This window comes from Streptomyces swartbergensis (genome assembly GCF_002148965.1).
Lineage (GTDB): Bacteria > Actinomycetota > Actinomycetes > Streptomycetales > Streptomycetaceae > Streptomyces > Streptomyces swartbergensis.
Map to the genome: position 1 here is coordinate 16,133 of NZ_NGFN01000069.1, position 12,111 is coordinate 28,243.

At 73.0% G+C, this 12,111-nt stretch carries 10 protein-coding genes; 6 read left to right on the forward strand and 4 right to left on the reverse strand.

Features of this window, described 5'->3' with window-relative positions; translation table 11 throughout:
- Position 1 precedes the first annotated feature (1 nt).
- Positions 2-1,720 carry a hypothetical protein gene (locus CA983_RS13910; protein WP_086601201.1) on the forward strand — a complete coding sequence of 573 codons (1,719 nt, stop codon included), beginning with the start codon at positions 2-4 and terminating at the stop codon, positions 1,718-1,720.
- A 51-nt stretch (positions 1,721-1,771) separates the two neighbouring features.
- The gene (locus CA983_RS13915; RefSeq protein ID WP_086601202.1) at positions 1,772-3,616 is read left to right on the forward strand and encodes a hypothetical protein; all 1,845 of its coding nucleotides are present in this window, start codon (positions 1,772-1,774) and stop codon (positions 3,614-3,616) included.
- A 7-nt stretch (positions 3,617-3,623) separates the two neighbouring features.
- On the opposite strand, the gene CA983_RS13920 is transcribed toward CA983_RS13915, so the two are convergent.
- From CA983_RS13920 to CA983_RS13935, 4 genes are read right to left on the reverse strand one after another with little or no spacing between them, the layout of a single operon-like run.
- Entirely contained in the window at positions 3,624-4,325 is a 702-nt protein-coding gene (locus tag CA983_RS13920) for a maleylpyruvate isomerase family mycothiol-dependent enzyme (protein WP_086601203.1), read from the reverse strand.
- 11 nt (positions 4,326-4,336) lie between these two features.
- Positions 4,337-4,846 (reverse strand): GNAT family N-acetyltransferase, encoded by a 510-nt coding sequence (locus tag CA983_RS13925; protein ID WP_086601204.1) that lies wholly within the window; start codon positions 4,844-4,846, stop codon positions 4,337-4,339.
- An 8-nt stretch (positions 4,847-4,854) separates the two neighbouring features.
- On the reverse strand, positions 4,855-5,388 hold the full coding sequence (locus CA983_RS13930) for a hypothetical protein (RefSeq protein ID WP_208636957.1): 534 nt from the start codon (positions 5,386-5,388) through the stop codon (positions 4,855-4,857).
- Positions 5,389-5,431: 43 nt separating this feature from the next.
- A complete protein-coding gene (locus CA983_RS13935) occupies positions 5,432-6,091 on the reverse strand; it encodes a nucleoside/nucleotide kinase family protein (protein ID WP_086601205.1) in 660 nt (219 codons plus the stop codon).
- 119 nt (positions 6,092-6,210) lie between these two features.
- Between CA983_RS13935 and CA983_RS13940 the strand changes: the two genes are divergently transcribed.
- From CA983_RS13940 to prcB, 4 genes are all read left to right on the forward strand, one after another.
- A complete protein-coding gene (locus tag CA983_RS13940) occupies positions 6,211-6,948 on the forward strand; it encodes an HAD family hydrolase (RefSeq protein ID WP_086601206.1) in 738 nt (245 codons plus the stop codon).
- Positions 6,945-9,299: a glycoside hydrolase family 65 protein gene (locus CA983_RS13945; RefSeq protein WP_086601207.1), complete on the forward strand. Its 2,355-nt coding sequence runs from the start codon at positions 6,945-6,947 to the stop codon at positions 9,297-9,299. The genes CA983_RS13940 and CA983_RS13945 overlap by 4 nt, the downstream gene beginning before the upstream one ends.
- Positions 9,300-9,457: 158 nt before the next feature.
- Entirely contained in the window at positions 9,458-10,951 is a 1,494-nt protein-coding gene (locus CA983_RS13950; protein ID WP_086601208.1) for a hypothetical protein, read from the forward strand.
- A gap of 91 nt (positions 10,952-11,042) precedes the next feature.
- Positions 11,043-11,891: a proteasome subunit beta gene (gene prcB, locus CA983_RS13955; protein ID WP_086601209.1), complete on the forward strand. Its 849-nt coding sequence runs from the start codon at positions 11,043-11,045 to the stop codon at positions 11,889-11,891.
- Positions 11,892-12,111 lie beyond the last annotated feature (220 nt).

Below are 12,111 nucleotides of genomic sequence, written 5' to 3' on the forward strand. Positions count from 1 at the left end.
CGTGCCCACCCAGCTCGACCACGAGTTCCTCCACGCGGTGGCCGGCGCCGCCGACCGGCTGGCCGCCCCGCTGGCGGCCAGCCCCGGCGAAGAACCCGCCGGTGTGACCCACCGCGCTCTGGCGCGCCGGGTGAAGACTCTGGTCGCGGCGTACCGCTCCCCGGACTCGGCACTGCACGGCAGCGGGCAGGCCGTCGCCGCCTCGACGATCCACCTCCGCGCCCTCCGGGCCGCGCAGACCACCACCGGACTCTTCGCCGGCGGCGACAACGTGCAGTCACCGCCGGACTCCGCGTTCACCGTCAACGACGTGTGCGACGCGCACGTCCTCGCCGCAGGCGCGGGGCCGGAACTGCGTGACGTCACGGCCGCGCTCGCCGAGATCGCCGGTGCCGCCTGTGGCAGTCTCCTGACCGGTGGGGTGCACACCCCGAACCACCGCTGGGAGTTGTGCGCGGCGCTGGCCCGCCTGCACCGGTCGTTCCCCGATGACCGGCTGTTCGACCGCATCGAGGAGTGGCTCTCCGAGGGCGTCGACATCGACGCGGAGGGCCTGTACTCGGAACGCAGCGCCAACTACGCGGCCCACGTGTCCAACCCGTCGCTGCTGCTGCTGGCCGACGTGCTCGGCCGCGCCGACCTGCGGGACGCCGTCGAACGCAATCTCGCCACCACCCTGGACCTCATCAGGCCGGACGGCACGGTGGAGACCGTCCACTCGCGACGGCAGGACCAGAACCACCCGTTCCCGCTCGCGCCCTACCTGCCGCACTACCGGCTGCTCGCGATCCGCACCGGCCGGGGCGACTTCAGCCGGGCGGCGCGGCAGGCGGCCGCCGGCGGCATCGACGACCCCGGCCTGCTCGCCGAGACCCTCCTCACCCCGGACCTGTGCCGCGTCCTGCCGGCACCGGCCGCGCAGACACTTCCGCGCGACCGGTACATCACCACCGCGGGCCTCGCCGCACGCGCCTCGGCCACCGCGCACACGGTGGTGTACGGCGGCTCCGACGTGCCCGAGCACCGGCGCATCCGCTCGGGCCTCGCCTGCAATCCCACTTTCCTGCGCCTGTTCGCCGGCGACGCGGTCCTCGACGCGGTCCGCCTCTCACGGGGATTCTTCGACCTGGGCCCGTTCCGCGCCGCCGACATGCAAGGGCTCGCCGACAGCCACTACCGGCTCACCGAAACCCTCTCGGCCGCCTACTACCAGCCGCTCCCGCCGGGCCGGCGACGGGACGACGGCGCCTATCGGATGGCGGACGAGGGACGCTTCTCGGCCGCGATGGCCTTCCCGGACCGGCCTGGGGACGAGGTTTCCCACACGACCCGCGTCGAGGTGGACCTGAGGGAGGACGGCGCCGACCTGCGGATCGACATCAGCGGACCACGGGTGCCCTGGGCCCTCGAACTGACCTTCCGGCCGGGTGGCGTGCCGGAGGGCGCCGTACCGATCGGCGACGGTCGCTGGTGCCTGACGACCGGGCCGATGACCTACCGGGCCGGTGACGACGAGATCCGGATCGAGGCCGGTGTGGAGGCAGGCGAACCGCTGGCCGGGCCGGACCGGAGCGACGTACTGCGCTACGACCCGGGGCAGGACTACACCGTGGTGGGCGGCACCGATGCCACGACCGGGAACCGCGTCTACATCGGGGGACTCGGCCCGCACACCCTGACCGTCGCACTGCGCGCCCGCCGGCCCGCATCCGTCGTGTGACCCCGACGATCCATATCATGGCCACCTCAGGCATGAAGGGCTGATCCACCCGTGCACCTCCCTCACCAGCGCGGCCCGTTGCACGACCTCCCCGACACGCCGGAGGCGTACGACGCCGTCCTCGCCGACGTCACCGAGCAGGCCCTGGCCCGCATGACGCCGGAGGGCAACCTCGAACACCCCGACTGCGTCGACGACATCGGGGACACCTCCCTCGGCGTCACCTCCCTGCTCGCCCTGGCCTGGCAGCGCACCAAGGACCCCCGCCTGCCGGAGGCGGTGCGCCGCAGCCTCGCCTTCCACCTCAGCGAGCGCGTCTACACCGAGGACAACCCCGGCTACCCGAACCTGCGCATCCGCGACTCCGGACTGCCGTACGCCCGCTACACCCTGGCGGCCGGCGCGCACCCCATCGGCGACTGGCCGAGCACGGTCTGGGCCCTGCTCCAGGCGGTGAACGTGCTGGACGCGGCGGACGGCCTGGTCGACGACGCACAGCGCGCCCGGCTCGTCGAGGTGGCCCGCGGCTACTGGCGCCGGCTGACGGAGGTGACGTTCTTCAACCCGCAGGAGGCCGGCAACCAGGCGATCGGCTGCGTGGTCGGCGGTCTGATGCTGGCCCGGCACCTGCCGCCCCCGGACGGCGCGTCGGTGCGGCGGCGGGCCATGCGGCTGTACGAGGACGAGATCCGCGCCCACCGGGTCCGCGACCGCGGCGCGCTCCTACCGCCCGAGCACGGCGGCGCCTACGACAACAACTACGGCCCGATCTCCCTGTCCTTCCTCGCCCAGGCCCACCGGGTCAGCGGCGAGGAGATCTTCGCCGAGGACGGCGACGCGCTCGCCCGTTACATCGACGCCCGCCTGACGAACGGCGGCTTCGACAACGGCGGTCCGCGCTACAGCGAGCAGCACTCCGCCTTCGAGTCGGTGCTGGGCCTGCGCTACTTCAGCGCCCGCATCGGCTCCGACCTCGGGCGCTACCGGGGCGACAGCCGCTGGGCCCGGCACGCCCGTAAGGCGGACGGCGGCGTCGACGGCCACTTCGCGTGGATGCTGGTCTGGCAGATCCAGGACACCACGCGCTGGCACCGCACCCCGTCGCAGGCTCCGGCCCGCCACCAGCTCCGCGCGGGCACGGTGTCGGTGGCCTTCGACGACCGCATGACCCCGTCGCTGGTCGAGGCGGCCGGCACGTACTACCTCCCGGCCGCGGTGAATCGCCAGCACGGCTTCGGGCCGGTGGCCGACGGCTTCCTGCTGTGCCGCCCGATGGGGGAGGTCCGTGTGAAGGACGTGGTGTCCGGCCCCTTGAAGGCCAAACTGGTCACCAAGCCGGTGGTCGGCCGCGACCACGTCCTGCGCCATGTGCGCTCCCTGTACGTCACCGACGGCACGCGTCTGTGGACGACGGTGGCCGTGGAACGCCTCGGCGGGACGCCGTACCTGTTGGCCGGACTGCCCTACGCGGAGAACGACGGCGACCGGGTGCGCCGCACGGCGCGGGCCAGGGCGGCAGCGGCCGGCACGCTGCGCCTGACGCACCCGCACACCGAGGACGTCCACCACTTCGACGCCCGCTCCGAACTGACCCAGGAACAGGCGGCGTTCGCCCTGGCTCTCGACCCGCGCGGCTACGGCAACCCCGACGAGGGCTGGCGCCACCTGGTCGCCTCGTCCGCCCTGGAGGCCGAACCGGCCCCCGGCGCACCCGGGGACCTGCACGTCTTCGCGGTCCGCTACGGCCCGGGCGACGACGAGTTCACACCGGCGTTCGAGCGCGAGGGCGCGGCCCTCAGGGTCCGCACCGAGGCGTTCACGGCGCTGATCGGCGAAGCGGCAGGCGACGCGAACGCCGAACCGGAGCTGACGTTGTCCTGCGGAACGGACGCCTGAGAGCGGTTCACCTACGGCGCTGCGGCGGATGCGGCGGCCACGGCCCGAGCGCGGGCAGCCCCTTGGCCGCCACCGGCGGCGTCGCGGGTGTCCGGCCGGCCATCCAGGCGGCCAGGTCGCGCACCCGCCCGGTGACCATCGTGCCGGTCCGGTCACCGACGGACCATTCCCGCGGCAGGTCCTCGGCGCGCACGCCCGTGCCCGCCGGCAGTCGGCACAGCAGGAAGTCGATGGCGTGACAGGCCAGTTCCGCGGGCCAGTCCTCCGGCCGGACGCCCAGGTCCAGATCGGCCATGTGAATCCAGGCCTCACGCCGGCGGGCATAGACCGTCGCGTTGATGTCCGCGTTGCGGAACGTCACCGGACGGCTCCAGTCGGCGTCGCCGAGACGCGCCCAGACCGCCTCCAACTCGGCGGTTCGGGCGGCAAGTTCGGCACGGTGACCGGCGGCTGTGCGGCCCGCGCCGGCCTCGATGATCGCGTTGCGCTCGGCCACGCCACCGTCGTAAGCGGGCACGAGCTCTCCGCGCAGGGCGTGTTCCGCGAGGCGGGCGAACATCCGGGCGTTGTCGGCGAGATGGGCCAGGACGTGCCCGCGCGACCAGCCGGGAAGGGCCGACGCCGCACGGACCTGCTCGTCGTCGAGCGGCTCGACGAGGCGAGCCAGCACACGGTGGGCGTCGATCACCTCGGTCACAGGGGCCGGCACGAGTGTCTCTCCTACGCGCCAGAGGCGGGGTTCACGACGTCCGGTGCCTGAGCGGCGAGTTCCCTGAGGGGCTCACCACTGAGCCGGCACACCTTCCACTCCTCCAGGAGTTCCACTCCGAGCGACTTGTAGAAGTCGATCGTCGGTGTGTTCCAGGCCAGGACCCACCACTCGAAGCGGTCGTAGCCGTTACGCCGACAGGTCGCGGCAAGGGAGGCGAGGAGGGCCTTTCCGTGCCCCGCGCCGCGCGCCCGCGGCCGTACGTAGAGGTCTTCCAGGTGCATGCCGCGCGTGCCCGTCCAGGTCGAGAAGCGCGGGAACCACAGGGCGTAGCCCACGGCCTCACCCGTGCCGTCGTCCTCGGCGATCAGCGCGCAGGCGGCCGGGTGCTCACCGAACAGGGCCTCACGCAGCTGCTCCTCGGTGGCCCGGGCCTGTTCGGCGGCCCGTTCGTATTCGGCGAGTTCGCGGATCATGGCCCGGATCTCGGGGACGTCGTTCACGGTGGCGGACCTGATCATGCGACCGATCATGCCTCAACGCGGGCGCTGCCGGGAAACGGATTGTGGGCACAGGTGAACCGCGTGAGTCCGCGGCACAACGGCAGACCGATCAGCCCCCACCCGCGCCGGCCGGCCTGCGTCACCACCACGCCCCACTCCCGCAACAGCACCGAGAACTCGTCGAAGTCCGCGATCCACCTCCCGGGGCACGCGGCACGCACGCCGTACGGCTCGCGCAGACTCTCCAACAGGGGCTCGGCCCGTGCCCAGTGGCAGACCAGCGCGAACAGGCCGGAGCCCGTGTCGTCCTCGGTGCCGGTGCCGGCGTCCCAGAACAGGCCCTGCAGGAACGCGTCCAGGTGCGCGCGCTGTTCAGGCCCGGCATGCTCCCGCACGTCCTCCCAGGCCTGCCCCGCCCAGAAATGCGGCTTGAAAGAGCCAATGGTGCCGTGGAACTCGTACCGGACCCACCACGGCACGCCCGACGCGGCGGGCCACACCCAGCCCCGCTCGGACTCCGCGTCCCAGTCGACTGCCAGCACCGTGATGTCCAAGCCCATGCGGCACCTCAGGCGCGCGACCACGCCTGGTCGTGCGAACAGTTCACGCCCGCGTGCGCGGCAGGGCCGACTCCGGCACGACCAGGTCGGCCCGCCCCCGGGTCGTCGCGACCAGTTCGGCGTTGGGCTGGTCCGAGCGGGACACCCAGGTATGGGCCTCCTCGCGCGTCTTGCCGAACTGCTCGTGCCGGGCGACCAGTCGGCGGATCCGCTCCGGCTCGGGGAGTTCACAGAACCACACCTCGTCGAGGAGGGGGCGGACACGGGCCCAGGCTCCGGTGTTCAGCAGGAGGTAGTTGCCCTCGGTGATGACCAGCCGGGCCGTCGGCGGGACCGGGATCGCGCCCGCGAGCGGCTGCTCCAGGACCCGTTCGAAGCCGGGGGCGTAGACGACGTCGTCGGCGTGTGTCTCCTCGTGCAGACGCGCCAGCAGGGCCGCGTAGCCGGCCGCGTCGAAGGTGTCGGGCGCGCCCTTGCGGTCGCGCAGGCCGAGGCGCTCCAGCTCGGCGTCGGCCAGGTGGAAGCCGTCCATGGGGACATGCGCGACCCAGGGGTCGCCCGGTCCGTTCAGGTCCCGTACCAGGTGCTCCGCGAGCGTCGACTTGCCCGCGCCGGGGCTGCCGGTGATGCCGAGGATCGCGCGTCGGCCTCCCCGGGGCAGGGCGCGGGCGCGGTGGACGAGGTCGTCGAAGGTGAGCGGCACGGAAGAGAGTCTTTCACCCGCGTCCGGGCTCGGACGCCGAGAGGCCCGCGCCCCTTGCGCCCCCTGCGTGTGGCGTGCGCCACTCACTGGAACACCACTGGGCGGGAAACCGGTCCTGTATGACGCAGCTCGGACTCCCCGAAGACATCCACGCCTGCCTCTTCGACCTCGACGGCGTCGTCACCAAGACGGCCGTCGTGCACGCGGCCGCCTGGAAGGAGATGTTCGACGCCTTCCTGCGCGAACGCGACGGCGCGGACTTCCGGCCGTTCGACGCGTCCGACTACGACGAGTACGTCGACGGCCGGCCACGCGCCGACGGCGTGCGCACCTTCCTCGCGTCCCGCGGCATCGACCTGCCCGACGGCGACCCCGACGACCCACCCGGCGCGCAGACCGTGCACGGGCTCGGCAACCGCAAGAACGAGCTGGTGCTGGAGAAGATCCGCACCGACGGCGTCGAGGCCTACGACGGCACCCTGCGCTATCTGGAGGCGGTCCGCGCCCACGGCTTGAGCACCGCGATCGTCTCCTCCAGCGCCAACTGCCGGGACGTGCTGCGCTCGATCAGCGCCGAGCACTTCTTCGACGTGCGGATCGACGGCGTGGTCGCCGCCGAGCGCAAACTGCCCGGCAAACCGCACCCCGACACCTTCCTCGCCGCCGCCGAGGACCTCGGCGTCGCACCGGCCGAAGCCGCCGTCTTCGAGGACGCCCTGGCCGGCATGGACGCGGGCCGCGCGGGCCGCTTCGGGTACGTCGTCGGCGTCGACCGCGTGGGACAGACCGACGCGCTGTACACGCACGGCGCCGACGTCGTGGTGAAGGACCTCGCCGAACTGGGGGACACGGAGTGATCACGCAGCGGGCGTTCAGCGTCGAACCCTGGACGGTGCGCGAGACGGAACTCAACCTCGACGTCCTGGCACAGAGCGAGTCCGTCTTCGCCCTGTCCAACGGCCACGTCGGCTGGCGCGGCAACCTCGACGAGGGCGAACCGCACGGCCTGCCCGGCTCCTACCTCAACGGCGTCCACGAACTGCACCCGCTGCCGTACGCCGAGGCCGGCTACGGCTATCCCGAGTCCGGCCAGACGTCCATCAACGTCACCAACGGCAAGGTCCTGCGCCTGCTGGTCGACGACGAGCCCTTCGACCTGCGCTACGGGCGCCTCATCACCCATGAGCGGACCCTGGACCTGCGGCGCGGCGTGCTGGAACGGGTCTGCGAGTGGACCTCCCCGGCCGGCTCGACGGTCCGGGTGCGCTCCACGCGGCTGGTGTCCCTGACCCAGCGGGCGATCGCCGCCGTGGCGTACGAGGTGGAGCCCGTCGACAGCCGTACCCGCGTGGTCGTCCAGTCGGAACTGGTCGCCAACGAGAGCCTGCCCGGGCCGGACGGCGACCCGCGCGCCGCACGGGCACTGAAGTCGCCGCTGGAACCGGAGGAGGACCTCGCCTCGGGCAGCCGGCTGCGCCTGGTCCACCGCACCCGGCGCAGCGGCCTGCGGGTCGCCGTGGCCGCCGACCACCTCGTCACCGGCCCGGAACGGACCACGACCAGCAGCGAGAGCAACGTGGACGTGGCCCGGCTGACCATCACCTCCGTCCTGGAGCCGGGGGAGCGGCTGCGCGTGGAGAAGCTCGTCGCGCACGGCTGGTCCGGCGCCCGCTCCCGGCCCGCGATGAGCGACCAGGTCGAGGCGGCGCTGGCGGCGGCCGCGCACAGCGGCTGGTGGGGGCTCCTGAAGGACCAGCGGGCCTACCTCGACGACTTCTGGGCGCGCGCCGACGTCGAGATCGACGGCGACGAGGAGATCCAGCAGGCCGTCCGCTTCGCCCTCTTCCACGTCCTCCAGGCCGGTGCCCGCGCCGAACAGCGCGCCATCCCCGCCAAGGGCCTCACCGGCTCCGGCTACGACGGCCACGCCTTCTGGGACACCGAGGCGTTCGTGCTGCCGGTGCTGACCTACACCGCGCCGAAAGCCGCCGCCGAGGCCCTGCGCTGGCGCCGCGACACCCTGCCCGCCGCCCGGGAGCGCGCGGCCCAGCTCGGCCTGCGCGGCGCCGCGTTCCCCTGGCGCACCATCGAGGGCTCGGAAGGCTCCGCGTACTGGCCGGCCGGCACGGCCGCCTTCCACGTGGGCGCCGACATCGCGGACGCCGTGGTGCGGTACGTGGCGGCCACCGGCGACGAGGCCTTCGAGCGCGAGGTGGGCGTGGAGCTGCTGGTGGAGACCGCCCGCCTGTGGCGCTCCCTCGGCCACCACGACGACCGGGGCGTCTTCCACATCGACGGCGTCACCGGACCGGACGAGTACAGCGCGATCGCCGACGACAACACGTACACCAACCTCATGGCCCGGGCGAACCTGCTGGCCGCCGCCGACGCCTGCAAACGCCACCCCGACGAGGCCGCCCGGCTCGGCGCCGACGAGGAGGAGACGGCCGCCTGGCGGGACGCCGCCGAGGCCGTGCACGTCCCCTACAACGAGGAGCTCGGCGTGCACGAACAGAACGCCGGCTTCACCCGCTACCAGCGCTGGGACTTCGACCGCACCGGCCCGGACCAGTACCCGCTGATGCTCCACTTCCCGTACTTCGACCTGTACCGCAAGCAGGTCGTCAAACAGGCGGACCTGGTGCTGGCGATGTACACCTGCGGCAGCTTCTTCGAGGAGTACTTCGACGAGGAGCAGATCGCCCGCAACTTCGCCTACTACGAGCCGCTGACCGTTCGGGACTCCTCCCTGTCGGCCTGCGTCCAGGCCGTCATGGCCGCCCGGACCGGCCATCTGGACCTGGCCTGCGCCTACACGACCGAGGCCGCCCTGATGGACCTCGGGGACCTGGAGCACAACACCCGCGACGGACTGCACATCGCCTCACTGGCCGGAACCTGGATGGCGCTGGTCGCCGGGTTCGGCGGAATGCGGTGCGTCGACGGCGGCCTGCTGTTCGCGCCGCGCCTGCCCGAGAGGTACAGCCGGCTGGCCTTCTCGGTGGGGTTCCTCGGCCGGTGCCTGCGGGTGGAGCTGACCGCCGGGCAGGCCACGTACACCCTGCGCTCGGGCCCGCCCCTGACGATTCGCCACCACGGCAGCGAGGTGACGGTGCGTGAGGAGGCCCCCGTGACCCGTCCCGTTCCCCCGCTGCCCCGGCGTCCGGCCCCGAGCCGGCCACCGCACCGCGCCCCGAACGCCCGCTGACCTCCGGATCGCGTCAGGCACTTGGCCGAATTCCGGTCCGCACGTCCCCACCCCGCGGGTTAGCTTGGCCGTGTTCTCCGATTATCGGACCTCCGTCATCGGCCCGCGGGCCGTGGAGGCCGCAACCGCCCTACGCGCGTAGGGGTAAGGGGTGGACGATGTCCGACGGCGCGAACGCCATTGTTGTTCGTATGCGAAGACGCGAACAGGCGGCCGCGTCGGGCACCCCCCGCAGGAGACGCGTCGACAGACCACTCGCCGCGGTGGCCGCCGCCTTCGTCCTCGCGCAGCTCGTCCTCGTCCGGCCCGTCCTCGGCCTCGGCTGGGACGAGATCGTCTACGTCAGCCAGGTCACCTCCCACACCCCGGCGGCCTTCTTCAGCGCACCGCGCTCCCGGGGCGTCTCCCTGCTCGTGGCGCCCGTCGCGTCCTGGTCGTCGTCGATCCCGCTGCTGCGCGTCTACCTCGCCCTGCTGTCCGGCCTAGCCCTCTTCCTGGCCCTGCGTGCCTGGCGGGGCCTGTTCCCCACCCGGGTCCTGGTCGGCGGCGGTGCCCTCTTCGCCTCCCTGTGGGTGACCCTCTTCTACGGTCCGCAGGCCATGCCCAACTACTGGGTCGCGATCGGCGCCCTGATCAGCGTGGGCTGCTTCCTGCGGGCCCGGGCGGACCGTTCCGCCCGAGCGGCGCTGTGGGGCATCGCGGCGGGCGCCGCCCTCATGGCGTGGATGCGTCCCACCGACGCGGTCTGGGTGACCGTGCCGCTGCTCGTCCTCACCCTGGTCCGCCGCCACTGGCGGCTCCTCCTCGTGCTCGTGGCAGGGCTCGCGGCCGGCGCCGTCCCGTGGGTGATCGAGGCCTATGTCGGCCACGGTGGCCTCGGGCAGCGGCTGTCGGACGCCTCCCGCATCCAGGGCGGACTGGGCTGGCAGATCGCCGTCGACGACCAGCTGCGCAGCCTGGGCGGACGGGCCCTGTGCCGGCCGTGCACCGGCTCGATGCCCCACCCCCTGGTCACCGTCTGGTGGTTCGTCCTGCCGGTGCTGGCCGGCCTCGGTCTCGTGATCGCGGCCCGGGCCCGGCGCCTGGGACGCACCCTGATCCCCCTGGCCTGCGCCGCCACGGCCGCACTGCCGTACCTGTTCATGATCGGTTACGCGGCACCCCGCTTCCTCCAGCCGGCCTACGCGCTGCTCGCCCTCCCGGTCGCCGACGCCCTGTGGCACCTGGTCAGGACCCCGGGAGGGAAGTGGCGCCCGGTCGCCGTCACCCTGGTCGCGTTCGGCCTGGCCGGGCATCTGGCGGTGCAGATCGCCGTCCTGGAACGCACCGTGGCCCGCAACACCGAGAGCCGCCGCGACTGGGACCGCACCGCCGGCGCGCTCCACCGCCTCGGTGTCCGCCCGCCCTGCCTGCTCACCGGCCACGAGGCCCTCCCGATCGGCTACTACGCCGGCTGCTCCTCGGGCGCGACCGCCGGCCACAACGAGAACACCACCCCGGCGGCCATCCTGCGCACCGCGCAGCGGCTCCCGGTCGCCCACCTCGCACCCGCCGGCGGCACCCCGCCCCGCTACGCCCGCGCCTGGCCCGTCCATCGGATCTCGGACCTGGACGTCCGCGTCGCACCGCCACCACAGCGGTCCGGCCCCTGACGCCGCACGGCACTCCAGCCCCAACTCGCGTTTCCCGACCGCCCCGTTCAGGTAGGAGTCGGTTGACGGTCACGGACGAGGGGGGAACGCCATGGCGGGGAGCGACCACGAGGGCGGGCTGGGGGAGGAGTTCTTCATACCGGGCTCCTCCTCCTTCACCGAGTTCCTGGCGGCCCACCGCCCCGAACTGCTGAGTACCCGCCGAATCCTGCCGGACGGCGTCCGCGCCGAGGGCGTCCCGCACGGCACGACCGTGCTGGCCCTCACCTACGGCGACGGCGTGCTGATCGCGGGAGACCGGCGGGCGACGATGGGCAACCTGATCGCCCAGCGCGACCTGGAGAAGGTGCACCCCGCCGACGACCACACCGCCGTGGCCTTCGCCGGTTCCGTCGGCCTCGCGCTCGACCTGGTGAAGCTCTATCAGGTCGAGCTGACGCACTTCGAGAAGCTCGAGGGCATCCCCATGACCCTCGCCGCGAAGGCGACCCGGCTGGCCACGATGATCCGCGGCAACCTGGGCCAGGCCATGCAGGGCCTCGCCGTCGTCCCGCTGCTCGCCGGCTACGACCCCGCGGCTCCCGAGGGCCGGCAGGGCCGCATCTTCGGCTTCGACGTCGCCGGCGGCCGCTACGAGAAGTTCGGCTTCCACGCCGAGGGCTCCGGCTCGCCGTACGCCCGGGGCGCGCTGAAGAAGCTGTTCCGCCCCGGCATGTCCCGCCGCGAGGCCGCCCTGGCCGCGCTCCAGGCGCTGTACGACGCGGCTGACGACGACTCCGCGACCGGCGGCCCGGACCTCACCCGCCGCATCTACCCCATCGTGTCCGTCATCACCGAGGACGGCTTCGAGCGGCTGCCCGAGCCGGAGACGGAGGCGCTCAGCCGCGAGATGGTCGAGCAGCGCCGCAGCCGGCCGGACGGACCGAACGCCGCGGTGTGACACCCCGCCGCGGGCGTCCGGCTCCGCGGAGTGGCCGGTCCCGCGGAGTGGTCGATCCCGGGGAGTTTTCGGTCCCGCGGAGTTTTCGGTTCCATGGACAAGACCTGTCGCGGGCTTTACTGCACACGGGTTGCAGGTACTGGAGGATGGCGCGAGGCTGTTTCCCGCAGCCGTCCGTCCGACAGAAGGACCTTCCCCCCGATGACGGCCGCCCCTGAGT

What these genes read in the sequence shown, in the direction of transcription:
- CA983_RS13950 (WP_086601208.1), top strand. Translation starts at nt 9,458, where the DNA reads ATGTCCGACGGCGCGAACGCCATTGTTGTTCGTATGCGAAGACGCGAA.
- CA983_RS13940 (WP_086601206.1), top strand. Translation starts at nt 6,211, where the DNA reads ATGACGCAGCTCGGACTCCCCGAAGACATCCACGCCTGCCTCTTCGAC.
- prcB (WP_086601209.1), top strand. Translation starts at nt 11,043, where the DNA reads ATGGCGGGGAGCGACCACGAGGGCGGGCTGGGGGAGGAGTTCTTCATA.
- CA983_RS13925 (WP_086601204.1), bottom strand. Translation starts at nt 4,846, where the DNA reads ATGATCAGGTCCGCCACCGTGAACGACGTCCCCGAGATCCGGGCCATG.
- CA983_RS13930 (WP_208636957.1), bottom strand. Translation starts at nt 5,388, where the DNA reads ATGGGCTTGGACATCACGGTGCTGGCAGTCGACTGGGACGCGGAGTCC.